The sequence below is a fragment of the Cobetia sp. 10Alg 146 genome, from assembly GCF_029846385.1.
Classification (GTDB): domain Bacteria; phylum Pseudomonadota; class Gammaproteobacteria; order Pseudomonadales; family Halomonadaceae; genus Cobetia; species Cobetia marina.
Window position 1 is genome coordinate 319,938 of sequence record NZ_JARWKT010000001.1, and the last position, 22,751, is coordinate 342,688.

Annotated in this window: 23 protein-coding genes; 8 read left to right on the forward strand and 15 right to left on the reverse strand. The window is 62.4% G+C overall.

All coding sequences use genetic code 11. From position 1 onward, the window contains the following. Positions 1 to 25: 25 nt before the first annotated feature. The 4 genes from QD172_RS01290 to QD172_RS01305 all read right to left on the reverse strand — a co-directional run bounded on the left by QD172_RS01290 (position 26) and on the right by QD172_RS01305 (position 4,322). Complete coding sequence (locus tag QD172_RS01290; RefSeq protein ID WP_279854636.1) at positions 26 to 793, reverse strand: TatD family hydrolase; 768 nt, start codon at positions 791 to 793, stop codon at positions 26 to 28. Positions 794 to 928: 135 nt separating this feature from the next. Continuing rightward, the gene (gene mscL / locus QD172_RS01295; RefSeq protein ID WP_077375883.1) at positions 929 to 1,411 is read right to left on the reverse strand and encodes a large conductance mechanosensitive channel protein MscL; all 483 of its coding nucleotides are present in this window, start codon (positions 1,409 to 1,411) and stop codon (positions 929 to 931) included. A 358-nt stretch (positions 1,412 to 1,769) separates the two neighbouring features. Beyond that, on the reverse strand, positions 1,770 to 3,359 hold the full coding sequence (locus QD172_RS01300; protein ID WP_077375880.1) for a peptide chain release factor 3: 1,590 nt from the start codon (positions 3,357 to 3,359) through the stop codon (positions 1,770 to 1,772). 132 nt (positions 3,360 to 3,491) lie between these two features. Beyond that, complete coding sequence (locus QD172_RS01305; RefSeq protein ID WP_191237107.1) at positions 3,492 to 4,322, reverse strand: helix-turn-helix transcriptional regulator; 831 nt, start codon at positions 4,320 to 4,322, stop codon at positions 3,492 to 3,494. A 204-nt stretch (positions 4,323 to 4,526) separates the two neighbouring features. Here QD172_RS01305 and QD172_RS01310 point away from each other — a divergent pair, with 204 nt between their 5' ends. Beyond that, entirely contained in the window at positions 4,527 to 6,011 is a 1,485-nt protein-coding gene (locus tag QD172_RS01310) for a Na+/H+ antiporter NhaC family protein (RefSeq protein WP_279854637.1), read from the forward strand. An 86-nt stretch (positions 6,012 to 6,097) separates the two neighbouring features. Further along, positions 6,098 to 6,838: an aspartate/glutamate racemase family protein gene (locus QD172_RS01315; protein ID WP_279854638.1), complete on the forward strand. Its 741-nt coding sequence runs from the start codon at positions 6,098 to 6,100 to the stop codon at positions 6,836 to 6,838. An 81-nt stretch (positions 6,839 to 6,919) separates the two neighbouring features. Here QD172_RS01315 and QD172_RS01320 read toward each other — a convergent pair whose 3' ends face one another. Beyond that, positions 6,920 to 7,315: a helix-turn-helix domain-containing protein gene (locus QD172_RS01320; protein ID WP_191237110.1), complete on the reverse strand. Its 396-nt coding sequence runs from the start codon at positions 7,313 to 7,315 to the stop codon at positions 6,920 to 6,922. A 184-nt stretch (positions 7,316 to 7,499) separates the two neighbouring features. On the opposite strand from QD172_RS01320, the gene QD172_RS01325 reads away from it, so the two are divergent. Further along, a complete protein-coding gene (locus QD172_RS01325; RefSeq protein ID WP_279854639.1) occupies positions 7,500 to 8,282 on the forward strand; it encodes a cation diffusion facilitator family transporter in 783 nt (260 codons plus the stop codon). Between the two features lie 139 nt (positions 8,283 to 8,421). Here QD172_RS01325 and maiA read toward each other — a convergent pair whose 3' ends face one another. The 3 genes from maiA to hmgA all read right to left on the reverse strand — a co-directional run bounded on the left by maiA (position 8,422) and on the right by hmgA (position 11,626). Beyond that, on the reverse strand, positions 8,422 to 9,072 hold the full coding sequence (gene maiA, locus QD172_RS01330) for a maleylacetoacetate isomerase (protein ID WP_279854885.1): 651 nt from the start codon (positions 9,070 to 9,072) through the stop codon (positions 8,422 to 8,424). 145 nt (positions 9,073 to 9,217) lie between these two features. Next, the gene (locus QD172_RS01335; protein WP_176503428.1) at positions 9,218 to 10,237 is read right to left on the reverse strand and encodes a fumarylacetoacetate hydrolase family protein; all 1,020 of its coding nucleotides are present in this window, start codon (positions 10,235 to 10,237) and stop codon (positions 9,218 to 9,220) included. 75 nt (positions 10,238 to 10,312) lie between these two features. After that, entirely contained in the window at positions 10,313 to 11,626 is a 1,314-nt protein-coding gene (gene hmgA, locus QD172_RS01340) for a homogentisate 1,2-dioxygenase (protein ID WP_279854640.1), read from the reverse strand. Positions 11,627 to 11,873: 247 nt separating this feature from the next. Between hmgA and QD172_RS01345 the strand changes: the two genes are divergently transcribed. From QD172_RS01345 to QD172_RS01365, 5 genes are all read left to right on the forward strand, one after another. Next, a complete protein-coding gene (locus QD172_RS01345) occupies positions 11,874 to 12,392 on the forward strand; it encodes a MarR family winged helix-turn-helix transcriptional regulator (RefSeq protein WP_279854641.1) in 519 nt (172 codons plus the stop codon). A 117-nt stretch (positions 12,393 to 12,509) separates the two neighbouring features. Then, the gene (locus QD172_RS01350) at positions 12,510 to 12,677 is read left to right on the forward strand and encodes a DUF2256 domain-containing protein (RefSeq protein ID WP_077375858.1); all 168 of its coding nucleotides are present in this window, start codon (positions 12,510 to 12,512) and stop codon (positions 12,675 to 12,677) included. Continuing rightward, entirely contained in the window at positions 12,664 to 14,232 is a 1,569-nt protein-coding gene (locus QD172_RS01355; protein WP_279854642.1) for a DASH family cryptochrome, read from the forward strand. The genes QD172_RS01350 and QD172_RS01355 overlap by 14 nt, the downstream gene beginning before the upstream one ends. Positions 14,233 to 14,345: 113 nt before the next feature. After that, the gene (locus QD172_RS01360) at positions 14,346 to 15,617 is read left to right on the forward strand and encodes an ATP-binding protein (protein ID WP_084208537.1); all 1,272 of its coding nucleotides are present in this window, start codon (positions 14,346 to 14,348) and stop codon (positions 15,615 to 15,617) included. Between the two features lie 28 nt (positions 15,618 to 15,645). Further along, complete coding sequence (locus tag QD172_RS01365; protein WP_077375848.1) at positions 15,646 to 16,185, forward strand: response regulator transcription factor; 540 nt, start codon at positions 15,646 to 15,648, stop codon at positions 16,183 to 16,185. Here the strand turns inward: QD172_RS01365 and QD172_RS01370 are convergent. The 7 genes from QD172_RS01370 to QD172_RS01400 form a co-directional block, all read right to left on the reverse strand. Further along, positions 16,182 to 16,970, reverse strand: a complete 789-nt coding sequence (locus QD172_RS01370) for an enoyl-CoA hydratase-related protein (protein ID WP_255304501.1) — start codon at positions 16,968 to 16,970, stop codon at positions 16,182 to 16,184. The genes QD172_RS01365 and QD172_RS01370 overlap by 4 nt on opposite strands. A gap of 304 nt (positions 16,971 to 17,274) precedes the next feature. Further along, the gene (locus tag QD172_RS01375) at positions 17,275 to 18,048 is read right to left on the reverse strand and encodes a 3-hydroxybutyrate dehydrogenase (protein ID WP_077375843.1); all 774 of its coding nucleotides are present in this window, start codon (positions 18,046 to 18,048) and stop codon (positions 17,275 to 17,277) included. A 245-nt stretch (positions 18,049 to 18,293) separates the two neighbouring features. Then, complete coding sequence (locus tag QD172_RS01380) at positions 18,294 to 19,721, reverse strand: ATP-binding protein (protein ID WP_176503433.1); 1,428 nt, start codon at positions 19,719 to 19,721, stop codon at positions 18,294 to 18,296. Continuing rightward, positions 19,718 to 20,380 carry a response regulator gene (locus QD172_RS01385; protein WP_077375836.1) on the reverse strand — a complete coding sequence of 221 codons (663 nt, stop codon included), beginning with the start codon at positions 20,378 to 20,380 and terminating at the stop codon, positions 19,718 to 19,720. Before QD172_RS01385 ends, QD172_RS01380 begins: the two co-directional genes overlap by 4 nt. Before the next feature lie 97 nt (positions 20,381 to 20,477). Then, a complete protein-coding gene (locus QD172_RS01390; RefSeq protein WP_279854643.1) occupies positions 20,478 to 21,362 on the reverse strand; it encodes a hypothetical protein in 885 nt (294 codons plus the stop codon). A gap of 163 nt (positions 21,363 to 21,525) precedes the next feature. Beyond that, positions 21,526 to 22,254 carry an LrgB family protein gene (locus QD172_RS01395; protein ID WP_084208532.1) on the reverse strand — a complete coding sequence of 243 codons (729 nt, stop codon included), beginning with the start codon at positions 22,252 to 22,254 and terminating at the stop codon, positions 21,526 to 21,528. Beyond that, on the reverse strand, positions 22,251 to 22,745 hold the full coding sequence (locus QD172_RS01400) for a CidA/LrgA family protein (protein ID WP_136939356.1): 495 nt from the start codon (positions 22,743 to 22,745) through the stop codon (positions 22,251 to 22,253). Before QD172_RS01400 ends, QD172_RS01395 begins: the two co-directional genes overlap by 4 nt. Positions 22,746 to 22,751: the final 6 nt, after the last annotated feature.

Here is a 22,751-nt window from a genome sequence, read left to right on the forward strand (position 1 = left end):
GCCGAGGTGCTGGGTTCAGTCTAGATCAGGCGCTCAGTTGAAGAATACGCTGCACGGTGCGGCTGGTCGTCTCGCTGATGGCCTCCAGAGTGGACTCACGCAGCGATGCCACACTCCTTGCCACCTCCGCCACCCTGGCCGGTTCATTGCGTTGCCCCTGAAAGCCCTGCAACGGCATGTCGGGGCTGTCGGTCTCCAGCACGAAGCCATCCTCCGGCAATGACGCCACGACTCCCCGCAGTTTGCGGGCACGCGGGTAGGTCACGCTGCCGCCCAGCCCCAGCACGAAACCGAGCTCGAGAAAGCGCTCAGCCTGAACCTGACTGCCCGCAAAGGCATGAATGATGCCGCCCCGGGTGAGGCGCGCGTTCTTGAGCCGCTTGGCCACTTCGTCATTGGCACGCACGCAATGCACGATGACAGGCAGGGAGAATTCGCGTGCCATGCTCAGCTGGGCCTCGAACAGCTGCCATTGGGCGTCATGATCGGCCAGTCGCGCATCGAAGCCGCATTCGCCCAACGCGACGATCTCGCCAGCATGCTGATCGAGGGCCTGATGAAGCGCCGCCAGCGCGCTCTCGCCATGCTCGGACAGAAAATAGGGATGCAACCCCAGGGCACCGAAGATACGCGGGGATGACTGTACGAGTTCCAGCACGTCCGCGAAGCTGGCCACCGTGGTGGATGGCACCACGAACCTCGACACACTCTCATTCACGGCACGCGAGATGACCGCGTCACGATCCTGAGCGAAGACGGGAAAATCCAGATGGCAGTGACTATCGATCAACATGCAATATCCCGGTAATGGTCGTGCTGCCATCGTGCTATATCAGCCAGTGACAGACAAACGAAGGGACCGGCCTGGTGGCCGGTCCCTTCGTTTGTCGATGTCGCTCTGTCAGCCATCGTGACTGGCACAGATGGCCTAGGCCGCCTCCACCGGCGCTACCGGCGCCAGCTCGGAGGTGCAATGGCCACAACGGGTCGCCGCCAGCGGCACCTTGGAAAGACAGTACGGGCAGTCCTTGTCGGTGATCTCTTCCGGCGCTTCTTCGGCTTCCTTCTTGAGCTTGTTGATCTGACGGATCAACACGAAGACGGCCAGCGCCACCAGCGCGAAGCTGATGATGGCATTGATGAACAGTCCATAGTTCAGTGTCACGGCCCCCGCATCCCTCGCAGCCTCCAGACTGACATAGGGAGCCGCCTGAGCCCCTTCCTTGAGCACGAAGAAGAAGTTGGAGAAATCGACGCCCCCGATCAAGAGTCCGATCAAGGGATTGAGCATGTCACCCACCAGGCTCTTCACGATCAGCGTGAACGCCCCCCCGATGATGATGCCCACCGCCATGTCGACGACATTGCCCTTGACCGCGAAATCGCGGAATTCCTTCATGAAACCGGCCATAGCCCCACCTCCTGATGATTGTTGTTGTCCTGTCGCGACCGACATGCCCCTTAGGGTCATGCGTCTGTCAGGCCAAGGCATGCGCCCTGTGACTGCCTGCGTCGCTGGCCATCCCCATGTCTTTCGCAAGGGAGTATGCGGCCAAAGTCATCGACCTTGAGTTGGTGTGGCTAACGTTTGAGGACACGTCCAGCCCGAAAGCACGAACGCCGCCCCTAGGGGCGGCGCTCGTATCAATCCTGAATCGGTCAGGGGGCCTCGGAGATGGCCTCGTCAGGCACCAGAGCCACTCGGGTGCGGGCCACTCGGGTGCGGGCCACTCGAGTGCGAGCCACTCGGTCATCCCCCCTGAGCCGTCTCAGTGCTCGCGGGTGGCGCGGAAGGTGATGTCCGGCCAACGTTCCTGCGTCAACTGCAGATTGACGCGAGTCGGCGCGATATAGGTCAGGAAGCCGCCGCCATCGTAGGCGAGATTGGCGCTGGCCTTGCGCTTGAAGTCCTCAAGCATCTTGGTGTCATCGCAATAGATCCAGCGCGCCGTCTGCACGTTCACCGCTTCATACATGCACTCGACCTTGTACTCTTCCTTCAGACGGTGAGCGACCACATCGAACTGCAGGGTGCCCACGGCGCCCACGATCAGGTCATTGTTGTCGAACGGCTGGAAGACCTGGGTCGCCCCCTCTTCGGAGAGCTGCTGAAGCCCTTTCTGCAGCGCCTTCATCTTCAGCGGGTCCTTCAGGCGTACCCGCTTGAACAGTTCCGGCGCGAAGTGAGGGATGCCGGTGAAGCGCATGTCTTCCCCCATGGTGAAGGTATCGCCGATCTGGATGGTGCCGTGGTTGTGCAGACCGATGATGTCACCCGGCCAGGCCTCTTCCACGTGGGAGCGGTCCGCCGCCATGAAGGTCAGGGCGTCAGGAATCTTGACGTCCTTGTTGATGCGCACGTGACGCATCTTCATGTTCTTCTCGTACTTGCCGGAACAGACGCGCAGGAAGGCCACGCGGTCACGGTGTTTCGGGTCCATGTTGGCCTGGATCTTGAACACGAAGCCGGTGAAGCGCTCGTCATGGGCCGTGACTTCACGGGTATCGGTATCACGCGACTGGGGCGGCGGCGCGTATTCGACGAAGCCATCCAGCATCTCGCGTACGCCGAAGTTGCCCATGGCGGTCCCGAAGTAGACCGGTGTCAGATCACCGCGACGATAGGCCTCGAGATCGAATTCGTGAGAGGCGCCGCGCACCAGCTCGACTTCCATGCTCAGTTCTTCGATCAGGTCTTCGCCCAGCACTTCGATGGCTTCGGGGCTGTCGAGGCCCTTGATGCGCACGTCATCGGGGATGCGGTTGCCCTGGCCCTGCTTGTAGAGATGGATCTCGTCATTGAGCAGGTGATAGACCCCCTTGAAACCCTTGCCGACGCCGATCGGCCAGGTCATCGGGGCACACTGGATGTTGAGGACCGTCTCGACTTCGTCCATTACCTCGATGGGATCACGCGTCTCGCGGTCCATCTTGTTGACGAAGGTCAGGATCGGCGTGGTGCGCAGGCGACAGACTTCCATCAGCTTGATGGTACGGTCCTCGACACCCTTGGCACCGTCAATGACCATCAGCGCCGAGTCGACGGCCGTCAGCGTCCGGTAGGTATCTTCCGAGAAGTCCTCGTGCCCGGGCGTATCCAGCAGATTGACCATGCGGTCCTTGTAGGGGAACTGCATCACGGAGGTGGTCACGGAGATGCCACGCTCCTGCTCCATCTTCATCCAGTCGGAGGTCGCGTGGCGATCGGCCCGCTTGCTCTTGACCGAGCCGGCCATCTGGATGGCATTCCCGAACAGCAGCAGCTTCTCGGTGATGGTGGTCTTGCCCGCATCCGGGTGAGAGATGATGGCGAATGTACGGCGAACATCCGCCGCCTTGGCAATCTGGGAATCTGACATGGGCTGAAAGGCATCCGGCTCGACGTGAGGCACGCCGCGCGCACTGTTAGGTGAATAGCAGAACGAAACGAATGGCGCGCATTGTAGCGGCTGGCGAGGCTCGGCAACAGAGGCGGGCGCGATCAGCGGCCTTCAGTCATCCTTGCGTGCGCGAAAATGCCAGGGTCCCTCGCCCACCGGCGCCTGGTCATTGAGGATCTCATTGCGGATGGCATCCTCGATCTCGTCGCTGTCCAGGGGATAGAGACCGCATTGCTTCAGTGCGCAGCGAACCCGGATGTCACGCCCGAGATATTCGAGCAGCACGCGAGTACTGGCCGGCGTGCGATCACCGCTTGCCGATACCCCGATTCGCAGCCCCTTGAGGCGTGACACACGGCTGGTAAAGGTCGGGTAGAGAATGGTCTGGGTGATCTCATTGCCGGTCATCGACTCGTAGTCGGTCATGAAGATGCGATCGCTCAGATAGAACGCCATCCCCTGATACTTGCAATGTGACACGCCGACACCGGACGACTCGCGCTCGACCAGGCGCTCAAGACGCTGGTAATAGACGCCATCCTCGCGCTGGATGATGGACACCAGCCCCCGCAGTATCCGCCCCGGCGACGACATCGACAAATAGTACTCATAGTAATGGCCCACATAGCGGCCCAACTCGGAGGCGCCCGAGCGTCTCAGCTGCGCCAGCGGCTCGCTCTCCACACGCGTGGCCTCACTCTCGCGCGGCTTGGGGCGCACCTGCACCAGACGCTGGAACTGACGATTGGGCAGCAGGATCTCGTGCTCCTCCACCCCGAAGAACTCACAGATCCGCCGCAGTGTATGTGCAGCGGGCCGGTATTGGCCGCTCAGGTATCGATTGAACTGTGGCCGACTGATCTCGAGCCGCCGACTCACCTCGGCGATGGATCGGTAGTAGCTGCACAGCAGCCGCAGATTGAGGGCCAGGTCTTCGTTCATGGGTCTGTCTCGCGCGGGATAGAGCCTCAGTCTACGCCGCCCACCCGCCATGACCCAGAGTGCGACAGGCGCAGCCTGCACCAGATAGTGCGTCTGAGTGCGCCACCTTGAGTCAGGTCGTCAAATTCCGCGGCTGCCCAGCGAATGATGCAATGCAGAAGTCCCTCACACGCAGATAGTAACAACCATAAAAGAGGCTATCGCATGACTCCTGCATCCAAACTCACGTTCCACGGCGGGCCCTGGGTCTCGTTCCTGCCCATCCTGTGCTTCATCACCACAGCCATTTATGTAGCCACCAGCCTGGAGGAGCCGACCATCCAGGGCATGTGGGTCGGCATTCTCGCCGGCCTGCTGGTCACCTTCCTGTTTGCCCGTGACAAGTCTGTCTACAGCGACACCATCATGAAGGGCATGGCCAGCAAGGTGGCCATCGCCCCGGTGGCGGCGTGGATCTTTGCCGGCATCTTCGCCACGGTGCTGCGCTCCTCAGGACTGGTGGATGGCATTCTATGGGCGGCCTATCACACCGGCGCCACCGGCACGGCCTTCCTCGTCGTGACCTTCCTCGCCTGCGCCCTGTTCGCTACCGCGGCAGGCACCGGCTTCGGCACCATCGCCGCGGGCATGGGCGTGCTCTATCCCGCGGGCGTCATGCTGGGAGCCGACCCGCTGTTGCTGGCAGGGGCCATCGTGGGCGGCGGTGCCTTCGGCGACAACCTGGCGCCCATCTCCGACACCACCATCTCCTCGGCGGCGAGTCAGGGCGCTGATATCGGTGGCGTGGTTCGTTCCCGACTGCCCTTCACGCTGGTGGCCGGCAGCATCACGCTGGTGGTGATGGTGCTGATCAGTCTGACGCAGCAAACAACGCCGCTGATCATCGCGCATGAACAGCTGGCCGAACACATGGACCCCAAGGGCCTGGTGATGTTGCTGCCCGCCCTGGCCGCCATCTACGTGGCCATGAAGAAAGGCGATGTGATCTTCGCCACCAGCGTGGGGATTCTGTCCGGCATGGTGGTGGCGATACTTACCGGCCTCAACACCCTGAGCGGTTTCGTGTCGGTCGAGAATGGTGCGCTGATCAATGGCGTGGCCGGCTGGATGGCAGACCTGTCGATTCTGGTGATCCTGCTGTCGGCGGGCATTCGTCTGATGCTCGATGGCGGTGGCAGTGAGAGGCTGATCAATGCGCTCAAAGGTGTCGTGCGCACACCGCGTGGCGCGGAAGCCTCCTCCGCCGGGCTCTCGCTGCTGATGTCTTCGCTGATGAGCATCAATGCCCCGGCGATCCTCGCGGTCGGCCTGTCCTACGCCAAACCGGTCGGTGAACGCTTCGGCCTGAGTCCTTACCGTCGCGCCAACATCATCGACAGCATGTCCTGCACCCTGGTCTATTCGCTGCCCTGGTCCGCCGCGCTGCTGTTCGCCTCCGGGCTGTCCGTGAAAGCCGCCGAAACCTTCCCCGGCGTGCCGGCCCTGATGCCGCTCGACCTGACGCCCTGGGTGCTCTACGCCTGGGTCCTGCTGGCCGTGATGAGTGTCTCCATCGCCACCGGCTGGGGCCGTCGTTTCAGCCCGGCAGGCCAGGCGAGCGTTCAGGACGAAGCTACCGGCAACACGCCCGCTGGGCGCTCCTCACTGTCAGCGTCAGCCCCAAGTTCAGTCTCAAGTTCAGCCAACTGATCTGCCCCTGACTGAGCTGCCCCTGACTGAGCTGCCCTCGACTGAACCTTCACTGCCTGCCCCGCAACAAGACGACGGACACCGCCATGCAAGATACTGAGCTGCGCCAACGCAACGTGATCGGCATCCTCACCGGCTCCGGCCCGGATGCCGGACTGGATCTCTGGAACAAGCTGCTGATCGCCAACAAGGCCCGCATCGGACCTGACTATCGGGGAGATCTGGATGCCCCACACGTCCACCTGATCTCCCAGCCGGCGCTCGGGCTGTCCATGGAACTAGAGACTCATGACCAACAGGTGTGGGAGGCGCTGGCCGACAGCGCCCTCAAGCTCGCCGAGCATGTCGACTACTACGCCATCGCCTGCAATACGCTGAACTACTATCAGCCCCAGCTGGAGGCTCTGGCGCTGAATGTCCGGCTGGTGTCGTTCAGTGATGTCGTCATCGACAGGGTGCGGCGCGACGGCTTGAGCAAGGTGGCGCTGCTGGGCGCGAAGTCCGTGACGGACATGGGGGACTGGTCACCCTATCGGGCACTGACAGAGGTGGTGGAAGTCGAGGTACCCGCCGACCCACACCTGCTGCACCAGATCATCTATGACGTGAAGGCGCATGGCGGCGATGACCCGAGCGTGGTCCAGCGCTTTCATGCTCTGCTGGAGAGCCTGTCGGCAGACACCGTGCTGCTGGCCTGTACCGAGCTGCCACTGATTCCCGTCAACACCGTCAGCTCGTCAGACAACGACGCAGCCCCCGCCAAGACACTGATCGATGTCACGGAACTGGTCGCGGAGGAACTCGCTCGCAAGTCCTGCGGCGTCTGATCCTCCTTGCCCCCGCCTGAACCCGCCTGATCTCCAACCCGTGACCCAGCCCTGGCGATAGATGAACTGTCTGTCAGGGCCTTACTCCTCGACCTCGGACAGTGTCTCGACGATATGGCACTGTGCCATCACCCCGCCGGCACAGCAGTGCGTCAGGCGCTGCAACTCTTCTTCCATGACGGCGAGGTCACGCTGGCGCTTGCGCACCTCGGCCAGCTGCGCCTCGATGCGCGCGTCTATCTGATCGCAAGGCAAGGACTGCTGGTCCGCCAGGCCCAGCAAGGCGCGGATGTCATCCAGCGAAAACCCCAGCCGCCGACAACGGCGGATGAAGGTCAAACGCCTGAGCTGTGCATTGCCATACTCACGATAGCCATTGGGCGCACGCCGCTGCGGGGCCAACAGCCCCTGCTTCTCGTAGTAGCGGATCGTCACCGCCTGGACATCAGACGCCTTGGCCAGTTGGCCGATGCCCATCGTCACCTCGCCGTGCGATGACGTGGGCGATTCCCCTTTCCGTGTGAAATCTCTTGCGGTCATCGATGACTTCTCCTCTCGCCATGTGTTGCATGTCGATGCATCAATCGTTTCATCAGCCGACTTGACCTTATAGTGACTATAACCTCCATGCTGTCATCAACACGACAGGAGGCCAATACCCATGAAAAGCTGTTGCGAAAGCAAATCCGGCGAGCTGGCAGAGCTCAGAGCCTCACAGGGCAAGGTCCTGAAGATTCTGCTGGCGCTGAATGCCAGCATGTTCTTCGTCGAATTCACCGCGGCCTGGTGGCTGGGTTCCACCGCGCTACTGGGGGATTCACTCGACATGTTCGGCGATGCCAGCGTCTACGCCCTGACCCTCTACGTCCTGCACCGCAGCGTGCGTGAACGTGCGTTGAGCGCGCTGGTGAAAGGCATCGTGATGCTGGCACTGGGCGTGATCGTCCTTGGCGAGGCAGGCTATCAGGCCCTCCATGGCGTCGCCCCCGCCGCACACGGCATGGGCGCCTTCGCCCTGCTGGCGCTGGCCGTCAATCTGGTCTGCTTCGGCCTGCTGTGGCGCTTCAAGTCGGATGATCTCAACATGCGCTCCACCTGGCTGTGTTCACGCAATGACATCATCGCCAATGCCTCGGTCTTCGGCGCTGCGATACTGGTGGGCTGGACGGGCTCCCGCTGGCCGGACGTGCTGCTGGGCGCTGCGATCGCCGCACTCTTCCTGCAATCCGCCTGGCAGGTGATTCGCGATGCGCGAGTTGAGCTGCGCGAGGCGAAACAGGCCACAGACGCGCAGGCATCAGATGAGCAGGCAGCCAGCGATCAGGCATCGTCCTGCGCCACCCGCAGCTGTTGTGCACCGCCCACGGCTGCCACCGTGGTCGAACAGTCCCCCGCCAGCGGCTGCTGTTCCGGCAAGGGCGGTGGTGGAAACACCTCTATCTGACACGACTCAGGTGTCATTCCCGCCGCTATGCCCAGCCACTGACATGCCGTCGAATGCCATCATCCGCGTGCAGTCCGCCTGAAACGACAGCGCCCCGTCGAGCTCGACGGGGCGCTTTAGTGTCTGGATATCGCCGGGTTCAGGGGGCCGGACAATCTGGTTGACGCTCAGGATGCGCCTGCTGGAAAGCGTCCAGTGATTGGCAGGCCGCCTCGATGGCCAGAATCCTCGGATAGTCCTCGAGTTCACACTCGAAGCGCCGCGCATTGTAGAGCTGGGGCATCAGGCAGGCATCCGCCATGCCCGGGCTATCGCCATGGCAGAAACGCCCTGCACTTTCCGCCAGCATCACTTCCAGACGCGCGAAACCCTCGGCGACCCAGTGGCAGTACCACTCAAGGCGCTGCGCCTGGGTGACCACAAGGCGATCTGTCAGATAATTGAGCACGCGCGGATTGTTGAGCGGATGCATCTCACAAGCCATGAACTGGCACAGTGAGCGCACCTTCGCACGCGCCTCCGGCGTTGAGGGCAGCAGCGCCGGGGCGGGCCAGCGCTCCTCCAGATATTCGATGATCGCGAGCGACTGGGTCAGGGCCGCAGGTGTTGGGGTATCTCCCACCATCAGGGTCGGCACCAGCCCCTGGGGATTGATGGCCAGATACTCCTCGCTGCGCTGTTCGCCCTTGAGCAGGTTGACCGGCACCTGAGCGACCTCAATCCCCTTGAGCGCCAGCGCGATTCTTACTCGATAGCTGGTAGATGAACGGTAATAGCCATACAGACTCATTGAACTCATGCTGCACTCCCCTGTGACGCGGTTGGAAGCCGGCCGCTACTTCGCACTGCCTCGCACCCAGTTGGCTTGAAGCTTACCGGCACACGACGTCTTCCCGAGACGTGTCTCTGAGAAGTTCTACCTGATGAGGCCGCCTTCAGGCGTCCAACGGCGTCACTTGCTGATCAATGGCGCCGAAGATGCTCTGGCCATCGCGATCGAACATCTCGATGCGGATGCGATCACCGAAACGCATGAAGGGCGTGCGAATCTCATCGAACAGGATCTTCTCGACCATGCGGACTTCGGCCAGACAGCTGTAGCCCACGCCCCCTTCGCTGATCGGCTTGCCGGGCCCGCCATCCTTGCCGGGATTGGATACGGTGCCGGAACCGATGATCGCGCCGGCCCCCAGCGGGCGAGTCTTGGCGGCATGCGCCACCAGCTGCGGGAAACTGAAGATCATGTCTGGCCCGGACTCTGGCTCACCGAACGTCTCACCATTGAGATGCACGCTCAGCGGCAGATGCACGCGCCCCTGCTGCCAGGCATCCCCCAGCTCATCCGGCGTCACGGCGATGGGCGAGAAGCTAGACGACGGCTTGGCCTGAAAGAAGCCGAAGCCCTTGGCCAGCTCACCGGGGATCAACCCACGCAGACTGACGTCATTGACCAGCATCACAAGGCGGATGTGGCTCTCGGCCTGCTCCGGACTGACCTGCATCGGCACATCGTCGGTAATGACGGCGATCTCGCCTTCGAAATCGATGCCATGCTCCTCACTGACACACACGATATCGGCGTTGGGGGCCAGGAAGCTGTCGCTGCCGCCCTGATACATCAGCGGGTCGTGCCAGAAGGTCTCGGGCATCTCGGCGCCGCGTGCCTGACGCACCAGCTGGACATGATTCAGATACGCCGAGCCGTCTGCCCATTGATAAGCGCGTGGCAGCGGCGAATGCAGAGTCTTCATGTCCAGATCGAACGCATCAGCCAAGGTGCCATCATTGAGCGCTGCGTAACGCTTCTCGAGCGCTGGCGTCAGCGAAGCCCAGTCCTCCAGCAGCGCCTGCAGCGTCGTGGCGACATCCGCGACCTTCACGGCGCGGGTCAGATCACGCGAGACCAGCAGCAGTGTTCCATCGCGGGAACCATCCTGGTGAGTGGCGAATTTCATGACTGCCTCCTTGAGAAGCTTGAGAGATGAGAGAACGTGGGTAGTCCAGAGCGGGATGATAGGCACATGCCAATCTCAGCGCTTTCGGGGAGTGAAATGAGACGCCAACCCCTGCCAGACCGACCCGTAATCGCGCTGACGAGCGCTCGACGACAGGGCCTGTGGGGTGGGCTGGAACAGATAGCGACTCTCGAACATGAAGGCGAGCGTATTGCCCTGATAGCGGGGGGCGAGTTCCGCCTGAGTGGCGGCCTCGAAGGTGGCAGCGTCAGGGCCATGCGGGGTCATGGCGTTATGCAGACTCGCGCCTCCCGGGCGGAAGCCTTCGCGCTTGGCGTCATATTCACCATGGATCAGTCCCATCAGCTCGCTCATCAGATTGCGATGGAAATATGGGGGGCGGAAGGTGTTCTCGGCGACCATCCAGCGCGGCGGGAAGATCACGAAGTCGAGATTGGCGACCCCGGCGGTGTCCGAGGGTGATGTCAGCACGGTGAAGATCGAGGGGTCCGGATGATCGAAGCTGACCGTGTTGAGGGTATTGAAGGTCGCCAGATCATATTTGTAGGGCGCGTAGTTGCCATGCCAGGCCACGACATCCAGTGGCGAATGATCCAGACTCGCGCGCCAGAAACGCCCGCCGAACTTGGCCACCAGCGTGAAATTACCGACTTCGTCCTCGAAACGCGCCGAAGGTGCGAGGAAATCACGCGGGTTGGCCAGTCCATTGCTGCCGATGGGCCCCAGAGAGGGCAACTCGAGAGGCGCGCCATAGTTCTCGGCCACATAACCTCGACAGCCCTCCGCGTGCCCCGCCAGCGGATTGAGCTGAAACTTGATACCACGCGGAATCACCACGATCTCGCCGCTGGCGACTTCCAGCAGGCCCAGCTCGCTGCGCACCTCGATGGCACCCTGTTGCGGCACAATCAGCAATTCGCCGTCGGCATTGTAGAAAAAGCGCTGTTGCATGCCGCGAGAGAAGGCATAGAGGTGCGTGGCACAGCCCTGCTGCGCCTGGGCATCCCCATTGACCGCCAACGTGATCAGGCCGTCCAGAAAGTCCCCTGTCGAGAATGCAATGGGGTCCCAGCGCATCGGATTGGGGTCCGGCACTCTCTCGGCCAACGGTGCAGTGGCGACCTGCGGCATCTCCATGGGCTGGTAGGCGCCCTGCACGACCGAGGGCCGAATGCGGTAAAGCCAGCTGCGTAGGTTGTGACTGCGCGGTGCCGTGAAGGCCGAGCCGCTCAACTGCTCCGCGTACAGGCCGTAGGGGCAACGCTGGGGAGAGTTCTGGCCCTGAGGCAAGGCGCCAGGCAACGCCTCGCTGGAGACATGATTACGAAAACCGGCGTGATAATGGCACTCAGCGTTGCGCTCGCGCATGACGATTCATCTCCTTGTGGGCTCGCGGCTCCTGAAGATCTGGGGCATCCACGGCACGACATATCGCCAACCCCCCAAATAGTTACACATGAAACCATATAGGCAGACCCACACGCTGGCAATCGCCGTATTACTAGACTTTTGTCTTGCTCGCTCTCAAAGGTGGTAACATCGGCAACCTGATTCACCTGAAACGTTTCAATGCGACTCAGTATGCCAACCCTCTCACCGAGTCAGGTAACTTTCGATGCAACGCACTGATGACACTCCCGAAGCTCGCGATGCCCTTGACGGGGAACCCCCACAGGACACATCCCGCTGCGAGCTGGATCTTGACCAGTTCCTGCCCTATCGCCTCAACCGTCTGGCAGAGCGAACCAGTGAGGCGCTGTTCGTCCGTTATGGTGAGCGCTTCGCCATCAATGTCGCCGAGTGGCGTCTGCTGGCCTGGCTGAGCCGTGGCTCGTCATTGACGGCCCGGGAAATCAGTCAACGGACTCATATGGACAAGGTGCGCGTCTCTCGGGCCGTCAAATCTCTGGAAAGCCGTAAACTGATCCTGCGCCGGCCGAGCGAGCAGGACCAGCGTGCGCAGTTGCTCGCCCTCACCGCCGAGGGTGAGGCCATGCTCGCTGAGCTGATCCCCGAGGCCCAGCGCTTCGAGGATGAGTTGCTGAGCGCCGTCAATGCACGCCAATACCGGGATCTGCTGCTCACCATGCAGACCCTGGAGCGTCAATTGGATCAGCTGCCAGGCAACGACTGAGACTCGCGGGAGGCAGCAGGTGCGCCACCTTGTGCCCCATGAGATTCTCGACAGGACACTCGCACTTCGTACAAGTATGGTATAAATCACGTACTGGTTTTATGGAGTCGTCCCCGCATGCATCGCAAACCGCACCTGCCAAGCAAATTGTGTCAGACCTGTCAGCGCCCCTTCACATGGCGCAAGAAGTGGCAGGACTGCTGGGAAGACGTACGTCACTGCAGTCAACGCTGCCGACGCAATGCGCGTCAGGCAGCCCGGGAGACACACCATGACCAGCACTGATACCTGGCTTGTCTGGCTGGACGATGACCTGCGTCTCGATGACAACCCCCTGTGGCAGGCCGCGCTCGAGGAACACCCGGCGCACCTGCTGGTGGTATACATCCTGCCGGAGACGACCTTCCAGCCCGTAGGCAGTGTCAGCCCTGATGTTGCCAGGCTGCAGCCACTCAGCGTCGCACGTCAGCGCTTCCTGCTGGAGAGCCTCGAATCCCTGCAGGCAGGGCTTCAGACCCTGGGCAGTGATCTGCTGATCCTCCAGGGTGACGCTGCACATCTGATACCCGAACTCGCCAGGCAGCATGCGTGCCGAGGCGTCATCGCGCGACGCGCCACAGGTCTGGTGGAGCGACGCCAGCAGCAGGCAGTGGCCGCCAGCTGTCGCCTGCGGCAGGTCAATAGCGGCTTGCTCCTGGACGAGGACGACTTGCCCTTCTCGCTCAATGAGCTTCCTGAAACCTTCAGCGCCTTTCGTCGCAAGCTGGAAAAGGCCTATCCGGATATCCAGGCCATGCCCGCTCCAGTGGCGGCGCCTTGCGCATTGCCGAGCTGGCCGGAACAGGCGCCGCGTGGCATGCAGGGCAGCGCCAGACGACTCCATGCGGCCAGGGACTGGCAGAGCGACCCGCGGGGAGAGCATGCCTTCCTTGGGGGTGAGCCCGCAGCGCTGCAGAGACTCGAGCATTATCTGAGTCCTGAACATGCCGGTCAGTACAAGACCACCCGCAATCGCCTCAGCGGGGCAGATTTCTCGACCCGTTTCTCTGCCTGGCTGGCACTGGGGTGTCTCTCACCACGACGCATACTCGACAGGTTGCACACCTTCCAGAAGACACTGCCTGAGCTCTGCGAGACCCCACAGGCAGCGTTCAAGGACAGCGACTGGATTCGCGTCGAGCTCTTGTGGCGGGAGTACTTTCATTGGGATACCCGCCAGCTGGGGAGACAGGTCTTTCTGGCAGGCAGGCCCGGTTCAGACTCGCTGCGGCACGAGGCGTGCGCTGCGATACCGGATGCGCTTGCACGCTGGCAGGCCGGAATGACCGGCGTGCCCTGGGTGGATGCCGGCATGCGCGAGCTGGCCGCCACCGGCTGGCTGAGCAACCGCATGCGCCAGAACGTGGCAAGCTATCTGATCAAGGATCTTGGCGTGGACTGGCGGCTGGGTGCCGCCTGGTTCGAGCATCAGCTGCTGGATCATGATGTCGCGTCCAACTGGGGCAACTGGCGCTACCTGGCAGGCGTGGGGCGCGACCCGCGTGCGGACCGTCATTTCAACATGATGAAGCAGGCTCGCCAGCACGACCCGCTCGGCCATCACGTCACCCGCTGGATACCCGAACTGGAAACGCTGCCGGCCGGCATGCAACGCCATGCTCCCTGGATTGCCTGGTCATTTCGCGTGACGCCCGGGGCGTCGGGAGGCATCAACGGGACGACGCAGTCCGGCTACCCGCGCCAGCCCTTGCACCTTGTCGATGCCTGGCAGCCCCACCTCAGCGACGTCACACCGACACGTGTGAAGCCATGGCTGAGTGGTTCCTTCGAACGGGGCTGAGAGGAGACCGTCAGCGGACACAAGCCGTCGGGCCATTGACGCTAACTGGCCGTCAGGACTGCACTTTACTGGCCTTATTCACTATCATGGCCGCATTCCTTGCAGGAGTCGTCATGAATCAGCCGCTACCGCCGCCACTGTCCACACCGCACCGCAATCTCATTCGTCTGACCATCGCGCGCGGCATCACCTGGACAGGCTTCCTGATCCTGATCATCTTCGGGATCGAGATCATCGGCTTTCAGCTCAATGTCCTCCCCGTCATCTCGATCATCATCGCGATGGGCCTGGTCAATGTCGCTAGCTGGTGGCGTCTGGGTCAGACGCATCCGGTCACTGACACCGAGAACCTGCTGCATCTGCTGGTGGATATCGCCGGTCTGACGATGCTGTTCTTCAATACCGGCGGCTCCACCAACCCCTTCGTGCCCTACTATCTGGTGCCGGTGACCATGGCGGCCGCCACCCTCCCCTGGCGCTATGCCTGGATCATCGCGGCCGTCGGCATGGGCTGCTACAGCTTCCTGATGGTGTTCTACGAACCCGTCCCGCAGCTGGCCACCTACGAACTCGGCGGGCGCATCAGTCTGCACGTCATCGGCATGTGGCTGAATTTCGGCCTGTCGGCATCGCTGGTGACCTATTTCATCTTCAAGATGGCTCATGCCCTGCGCACGCGAGACCAGGCGTTGTCCACCACACGAGAAGCGGCTCTGCGCAGCGAACAGGTATTGGCAGTCGCCAGCCAGGCCGCCGGCACCGCGCACGAACTGGGCACCCCGCTCTCGACCATGGCGGTGCTGTTGAGCGAGATGCGCGAGGATGCCAAGGACAAGAACGACCCTCAGCTGGAAGAGGATCTCGCACTGCTGCGCAGCCAGGTCGACACCTGCAAGCAACGCCTGCAAGCGATGGTGGCCGCGGCCGACCGTCGTCGTATGGAGCAGCCCCAGGCGCTCAACGCCGCGCGCTGGCTGGAGGAAATCGTACAGCGCTGGCTGGTGGTACGCCCGGATGTGCAACATAGCGTCGAAGTGGATGCCTCCGCCCGCAAGGCTCAGATCCTGGTCGATACCACGCTTGAGCAGGCGCTGATGAACCTGCTCAACAATGCCGCGGATGCCTGCCCCGATGACATCGAGATCACCCTGGAACGGCGGGATGACGAGGTCACCATCGACATTCGTGACCATGGTGCAGGCGTTCCCATGGCGGTCGCGGACCAGCTCGGTGAGACCTTCATCTCCACCAAATCCAAGGGGATGGGCATCGGCCTGTTCCTGACCCACGCCACTATCAATCGTTTCGGTGGTGGCGTCAGCCTGTACAACCACGAAGACGGCGGCACCTTGACGGAAGTGCGCCTCCCTCTTTATCTGAACTGATGGCGGCAAAGACCGCCCAAGTGAGCCCCTGATGAGCGAAGAAACCCGACTGCTGATCATCGACGATGACGAATTCTTCTGCCAGGTGACGGCACGTGCCATGACACGCCGCGGCTATGCCGTGGAGGTTGCCCGGGACGAGGCACAGGCGCTGAGTATCGCGCGCAGCCATCGCCCCGAGCTGATCACGCTGGATCTGAAGCTCGAACAGAGCTCCGGCCTCAAGCTGTTGCCCGAGCTGATCGCCTTGTTGCCGGAAGCACGCATCGTGGTGCTGACGGGCTACTCCAGCATTGCCACGGCAGTGGAAGCCATCAAGCTGGGTGCCGTGAACTACCTGTGCAAGCCCGCCGATGCCGACGAGATACTTCACGCCTTCAAGCGCGAGGGAGGTGATCCGGAAGCCGAGATCTCCGACAACCCGCCCTCGGTCAATCGCCTGACCTGGGAACACATCCAGAAGGTGCTCAACGAGCACGACGGCAACATCTCTTCCACGGCTCGCGCCCTGGGGATGCACCGCCGCACGCTGCAGCGCAAACTGCAGAAGCGACCGGTAAAGCGCTAGCGCTTCATTCGGGCCAGCAGGGCCGCCACGGCAGCATGATGCTCCGGGTCCTGATGGCATTGGCCCTGAAAACTGGCACACAGATCCAGGAAGTCGTCCAACCGCATCTCGGGGGCACGACGCATCAGACGCTTGGTCAGCCGTGTCGCCTGACGCGGCTGACTCGCCATCTGACGTGCCATCTCCAGGGCACGTGTCATCAGGTCCTCCTCTGCACAGACTTCCAGCACGATCCCCAGTGCCAGCGCTTCCTGCGCCGAGACGATACGCCCGCTGAAGGTCAGCTCACAGGCACGCTGATAGCCGATCAGACGTTGCAGCAGCCAGGCGCCCCCATCACCGGGGATCAACCCCAGCGACAGGAACGTCTCGCCGAAACGTGCCTGGTCACTGGCCAGGCGAATGTCACACATGTTGGCGAGATCAAAGCCGGCCCCGATGGCCGGACCATTGACCGCCGCGATCACGGGCACCTCGATGCCCAGCACCGCAGGTGTCATTCGCTGGATACCGCGGCGATAGCGCGCCGCGACCTCGGCGGCATCTCCTGCAAAATCCCCCTTTCGCTGCGCCATGTCCTGCACATTGCCTCCGGCAGAGAAGGCGCTGCCCTCGCCGGTGATCACCAGGGCACCCACGCTGTCACAGCCATTGACCCATTCGGCCACTGCCAGCAGATCCTCCACCAGCGCAGTCCCCGTCAGGGCATTGCGCACGTCGTGACGGGCGAAGGTCATGACGGCGACACCGTGCTCGAGACTGAGGTGACTGTCGACAAGGGTCACGGGTACAGCCGCTGACCTCTGCCGGGCGCAGCAGGCGTCAGTGGAATCGCGTGGGGATGAGGTAGCGTCGTGAGCAGCGGCGTGAGTCGTGTCATGTGGCGAAGCGGTCATGGCGGATTCCTGGCGTCATCGATGGCCGTCACGAGCGAGGGCCCTCAAGGGGCCTGTCGACTCGCGCATACGAGAAGACCCTTGTCCTCCGTGCAGCGTCATGCGGCGGGAGAGACAAGGGCCTGTCGGTCTTGCCGGTGGTTCACGCAGCGGGCAGGCGGGCTGCCGACCCCCACGCGAGGTGTCACGCGACTTACTGTGCCGTCCAGCCGAGATCCATGTTGAAACTGGAGCCCGTCACTGAGCCTGCCTTGTCGGAGGCCAGCCACACCGCCATGTCAGCGACTTCGGCGGGGTCGATCATGCGCTTGATGGCGGCCCCCTTGAGCATGATCTTCTCGATCACCTCATCCTCGGGCATGTCATTGAGCCTGGCCTGTTCGGCGATCTGCTTGTCGACCAGCGGAGTGCGCACATACGCCGGGCAGATGGCATTGGCCGTGATACCACTCTCGCCGCCTTCCAGTGCCGCCGTCCTGGTCAGCCCCATCAGACCATGCTTGGCGCTGACATAGGCCGCCTTGCCGGGCGAGGCGACATGCGCGTGAATGGAGGCCATGTTGACGATGCGGCCATATCCATTCTTCTCCATGTGCGGCCAGGCCGCCTGAATCAGCGTGAAAGGTGCCGTCAGCATCAGCGCGATGATCTGATCCCACTTGGCCTGCGGGAACTCCTTGATGCGCTCGACGTGCTGGATACCGGCATTGTTGACCAGGATATCCAAGCGACCGAAGCGTGACACCGCTTCCTCGACAGCGGCCCGACATTGCTCGCCATCCGTCAGGTCTGCCTTGAAGAATGCAGCGCCTGCCTTGTCGGCGACCTCTGCCCCATCGTCACTGAAATCCACGGCAAGGACCTGATGACCGGCCTGGCACATCGCTTCCATGATGGCGGCGCCGATACCACTGGCAGTCCCCGTGACAAGGGCGACGCGGGTCGGGGCTGACTGTTGTTCACTCATGAAGGTCTCCTTCGGGCTGATGTCATGCCGCAGGAATGCCCAGCCCCAGACAGGGACAGGGTGGCATCGGATGCTGCTCTGCAACATATAGTGAAGATAGCGCTAATAAAGCCACCTTCGCCACCCGACCATCGCCTTGTTGGCCTGCCGGCGACAGCATGCATGGCGTTGAACCGCCTGAAGCCTGCATGCCAGAGCCGTGATGCAACTTGCGCAACCGCCAGGGCGCAGCATGCAACGCGAGCTCAGCCGAAGTGCAATCGAGCTGACAGACCGGGCGACGCCGCACTCCCCAACGGACTGTCATCCAGGGTCAGTTCCGCTCCCAGGCGCTCGGCCAGTTCATCGACGATCGAAAGGCCCAGCCCTGACCCCGAGGTGTTCTGCCCCGCCAGACGCACGAAGCGCTCCCGGACCCGCTGACGCTCACGGGGCGGAATGCCGGGGCCGGTATCCATGACTTCCATGATCAGACCATCGCCGAGAGAGGTCTCGCGGCGCCGAATGCTCAAACGCACTTCCCCCCCCTCAGGCGTATAGCGCAGCGCGTTGTCGAGAAGATTGCGCAGCAGCACATAGAGGCCGTTCTCGTGGCTGATCAACTGCGCGTCGGGCGTGACGTCGACGGACATCCCGACGCCACGCTGGCGCGCCATGGGGCCGAGATCCCGCGCAAGTTCATGCGCCAGATGCCCGAGATCGACGTGACTGCGCGGCACCTCGGCACCACTCTCCAGCCGCGACAGCGTCAGCAGTTGCTCCACGACACGCGTCATGCGATTGACACCATCGACGATCATGCGCGCCGAACGCCGCGAGTTCTCATCGGTGGCATCCGCCTCGACATTCTGGGCATGCACCTTGATGCCGGCCAGGGGCGTTCTCAACTCGTGAGCCGCATTGGCAGTGAAGCGACGTTCCTTGTCGAGCGTGTCGGCCAAGCGTCTCAGCAAGCCGTTGAGCGCATCCACCATCCCGCGAATCTCGTCCGGCGCCTCACTGGCATCAAGTGGCTCTAGATAGCCGGGCTGACGGGCGGTGATCTGTCGGCTGATACGCAGCACGGGACGGAATCCCCGAGAGACGGCGACACCGATCAGCAAGGCGATCACCAGCAACCCGACCACCAGCGCCAGCACGTTGTGCAGTGCGATCTGCCCCGTCAATTCATCTCGTACGTCTTCCCGCTGAGCGGCCGTGACCCAGATGCCGCTGTCAGGGAAATACAGCGTGAAGGTGAACCAGTCGTGATGATCGGTATGCTGCTTGGCATAGCCGGGCAACGGCAGATAGTCGAGCATGACCGAGGGGGTGGAGAGTCCCAGCAAGGGCTGTCCGAGTGCATCCCACATCTGGAAGACCAGCTTGTCTTCATAGACATGACCGAGCGGCGACTTCTCGTGCCCATCCGCGAAGCTCAGGGATGGCGGTCGCAGACTGAACTGCCCCGAGGTCATCTCCTGCAGCCTTTGCTGACGCGCCACCGGCGACAGCGAGGCCAGCTCGGATTGATAGAGGCGGCCCAGCATGCGGGCATTCTGGGCCAGCTGTGCATCGAACAGCTCATCGATCTGCTCACGGGCATCGAAGTAGCTCCAGGTGGCAGCTGCCCCCAGCACGATGATCACCCCCCCGATGAGGCTGCGCCGCAGAAAACTGCGTATCGACTTCACGCGGACTCACCCAGTCGGTAGCCGACCCCGCGTACGGTCTTCACCACGCCGGCCCCGAATTTGCGGCGAAGATGATGCACATGCACCTCGATGACATTGCTTTCCACATCCCCATCCCAACCGTATAGCTGCTCGACGAGCTGGTCCCGACTGAAGACACGACTGGGATGGAGGAGAAGGAACTCCAACAGATCGAATTCGCGCCGCCCCAGCGTCACCTCGGCGCCGGCCAGGGTGACGGAACGACCGGCCTGATCAATGCTCAGGGCCCCCAGTTGCAGGCATCCGTTGGCCTGACCCGCATGACGCCTGACCAGCGCGCGCAATCGGGCCACCAGCTCGGCAATGTCAAAGGGCTTGACCAGATAATCATCCGCCCCGTTGTCCAGGCCACGCACTCGGTCACTGATATCATCTCGTGCCGTCAGAATCAGCACCGGCAGAGTGTGGCCCCGACGGCGCAGCGCGGTCAGCACCTCGAGACCGTCCATGTCCGGCAAGCCAAGATCCAGCACCAGGACATCAAAGGAGGAATGCTTGAGAGTGGCCACGACATCGCCCCCCACCCGCAACCATTCACTGCTCATGCCTTCACGACTCAAGGCATGACCGATACCTTCACCCAACAGTGGATCATCTTCCACGAGCAGCACGCGCATGGGGTCTCCTGATGACAAGCGATACGTGAGAGGGAACAGGGGATATCCCATGCCCCACTGATGACAGATGACGAGAGCGGGATGGCAGCATCATCGACTAGGCGCGATTCCCGGCTCTCTCCGCCCATGGCCTTTGCAAGCCCCATCCCCTGCCCCGTCGTCTTGCGCCGAGGACAGCGCGGCGCTCCTGGCGGCGAAACACGATGCGTTGAAGCGCTTCGCGAATGGCCTCCAGGCCCGAGTCCAGCATGCGTTCCGGTTGGCCGAGAATGCGGCGCAATGCCCAGCCACCTCGAAGTCTCATGCGAGCCAACGCCCCCGGTGCTCGCAACAGGCAAAGCGGATACACCATCTGCTCGACCTGACGCTCGATGCTGATGGGGTGGCATCCTTGATGCCGCGCCAGTTGCATCAGTAGCGGGGACTCTTCCCCGGTGATCAGAGGGGGAACGTGAAGCCTGACATGCTGGTGGGCACAGGCGGAGACCGGGGCGAACAAGTGGCCATCCGGCTGCAGTATGAACTCGACCAATTCCTCCCGCCCCGCCCTGACAAGAGAGGCCGAGAGACATTCCAGTACCCGCTGGCGCACGCCAGGCTGCCAGCCAGAGCCATGCAGAACATGCATGGCACGCCCGGCCTCCAGCTGCCACTCACCATCACCCGGCAAGCTCACCAGGGTGTGAGGACGCGACGCGGGCGTGATGCTGAGCAACTGCTCACACAGCGACTCGCCGGTGACGTCCGAGACGGCGAGGGTCAGACAGCGATGCCGTTGCCCCAGAGGAGTCGGCAGCAGCTGGCACAGAAGCGCGAGATCATCTCCCGGGCGCTCCACCAGTGTCAGCGTGGCGCCATGGCCCGCCAGCTGCCAGCATATCTCCCGGCAACTCGAGGCCATGGGCGCTTCGACGAGCAAGCGATGACCGGCCAGCCGAGAGCTTTCGACAGAACCACCACGGGAGCGAAACGGACGGTACATGGCAACATCCTTGGTCGGGGCATCGTCGATTCGACCATGCCAGGCTGAATGACCTACACGATGCCGACCAACGCTTAACGAAAGATTAAGCAGCGACTCTTTCCTTGCCGTCTGACGGAAGACTTGATGTCCCTTGCCGGCGCCAGACGCCGATGCCCAAGGCTTACAACCCGAACAGATGGACCAGCGGCGGCAGAATGAAGGCCGTCAGGAGTCCCGTCAGTCCCATGGACATGCCCGCGAAGGCACCGGCCAGGGTGCTGAGTGAAGAGAAGCAGTAAGCCGTGCCGATCCCATGGGCAGACAGGCCCATGGTAAAGCCCTTGACGGTATCATCACGCGCACCTGACAGCCGCAGCATCAGCGGACCGATCACACAGCCAAGCGTCCCGGTCAACAACACCAGTCCTGCCGTGAGTGAGGGAATGCCGCCGAGTTTTTCCGCGATCCCCATGGCGATCGGCGAGGTCACCGACTTGGGGGCCAGGCTCAGCGCCACCGGTGTATGCGCCCCCAGGACCAGGGCCAGACCGAGCGTGGTGGTCACTGCAGTGGTGATACCGACGCAACAGGCCGTCAGCAGAGGCCAGAGCATCTGCTTGACGCGGTCAAGATGGTCGAACAGCGGCACCGCCAGTGCCACCGTCGCCGGCCCCAACAGGAAGTGAATGAACTGGGCGCCTTCGAAATAGGTCGCGTAGTCGGTATCCGTCAGCCAGAGAAAGCCGATGATCAAGGCAATCGACACCAGCACCGGATGGGCAAGAGACGCGCCACGAGCCAGGCGGTTGATCACGGTCGCCAGCAGAAAGGCCGCCAGCGTCAGCAACAGGTGCAGCAGCGGAGAGGCACTGAGATAGACCCAGAGAGCATCCAGAGGGGCGAGATTCACTGTTCCCCTCCCTTGCCGGCCATCGGACCTTGCAAAGATGAACGACGATCTATCAGCCGCTGCAACAGCCAGGCTGTCACGAACTGCGTCACGGCGATGGATACCACCAGCGTCACCGCGATGGCGAGCAGGTCCTGAGCGATGAGGTCCAGATGCACCATGACCCCGACCCCTGCCGGGACGAACAACAGCGAGAGATGTGCCAGCAGGCCATTGCTGGCAAGCCTGAGACTGCCGGGCACTCGTTCACGCAACATGGCGCGGAGCAGCTGACGTTGACCGGCATCGTTGTCCGAGATGCGTACGGCGTCACCTTCCCTGTCCGGCGACGGTATCAATCGCTTGCGCAGACGGCCACGCACCATCAGCGCCAGCAGCAGGATCAGCATGCCCAGTACCGGTCCAGGCACCGGCAATACGAGGGCACGTCCCAGCACCTCGCCCACGAACTGACATGTCAGCAGAATGCAGAACCCCTTGATCAACTCCATCTCCGG

Bases quoted from the DNA above. Each gene is read 5' to 3' on its own strand.
- QD172_RS01310 (WP_279854637.1), top strand. From the start codon at position 4,527: ATGACTCCTGCATCCAAACTCACGTTCCACGGCGGGCCCTGGGTCTCG.
- QD172_RS01320 (WP_191237110.1), bottom strand. From the start codon at position 7,315: ATGGGCATCGGCCAACTGGCCAAGGCGTCTGATGTCCAGGCGGTGACG.
- QD172_RS01305 (WP_191237107.1), bottom strand. From the start codon at position 4,322: ATGAACGAAGACCTGGCCCTCAATCTGCGGCTGCTGTGCAGCTACTAC.
- QD172_RS01300 (WP_077375880.1), bottom strand. From the start codon at position 3,359: ATGTCAGATTCCCAGATTGCCAAGGCGGCGGATGTTCGCCGTACATTC.
- hmgA (WP_279854640.1), bottom strand. From the start codon at position 11,626: ATGCGCGAGCGCAACGCTGAGTGCCATTATCACGCCGGTTTTCGTAAT.
- QD172_RS01315 (WP_279854638.1), top strand. From the start codon at position 6,098: ATGCAAGATACTGAGCTGCGCCAACGCAACGTGATCGGCATCCTCACC.
- QD172_RS01290 (WP_279854636.1), bottom strand. From the start codon at position 793: ATGTTGATCGATAGTCACTGCCATCTGGATTTTCCCGTCTTCGCTCAG.
- QD172_RS01355 (WP_279854642.1), top strand. From the start codon at position 12,664: ATGACCAGCACTGATACCTGGCTTGTCTGGCTGGACGATGACCTGCGT.
- QD172_RS01345 (WP_279854641.1), top strand. From the start codon at position 11,874: ATGCAACGCACTGATGACACTCCCGAAGCTCGCGATGCCCTTGACGGG.
- mscL (WP_077375883.1), bottom strand. From the start codon at position 1,411: ATGGCCGGTTTCATGAAGGAATTCCGCGATTTCGCGGTCAAGGGCAAT.
- QD172_RS01390 (WP_279854643.1), bottom strand. From the start codon at position 21,362: ATGTACCGTCCGTTTCGCTCCCGTGGTGGTTCTGTCGAAAGCTCTCGG.
- QD172_RS01375 (WP_077375843.1), bottom strand. From the start codon at position 18,048: ATGAGTGAACAACAGTCAGCCCCGACCCGCGTCGCCCTTGTCACGGGG.
- maiA (WP_279854885.1), bottom strand. From the start codon at position 9,072: ATGAGTCTGTATGGCTATTACCGTTCATCTACCAGCTATCGAGTAAGA.
- QD172_RS01360 (WP_084208537.1), top strand. From the start codon at position 14,346: ATGAATCAGCCGCTACCGCCGCCACTGTCCACACCGCACCGCAATCTC.
- QD172_RS01400 (WP_136939356.1), bottom strand. From the start codon at position 22,745: ATGGAGTTGATCAAGGGGTTCTGCATTCTGCTGACATGTCAGTTCGTG.
- QD172_RS01350 (WP_077375858.1), top strand. From the start codon at position 12,510: ATGCATCGCAAACCGCACCTGCCAAGCAAATTGTGTCAGACCTGTCAG.
- QD172_RS01385 (WP_077375836.1), bottom strand. From the start codon at position 20,380: ATGCGCGTGCTGCTCGTGGAAGATGATCCACTGTTGGGTGAAGGTATC.
- QD172_RS01325 (WP_279854639.1), top strand. From the start codon at position 7,500: ATGAAAAGCTGTTGCGAAAGCAAATCCGGCGAGCTGGCAGAGCTCAGA.
- QD172_RS01335 (WP_176503428.1), bottom strand. From the start codon at position 10,237: ATGAAATTCGCCACTCACCAGGATGGTTCCCGCGATGGAACACTGCTG.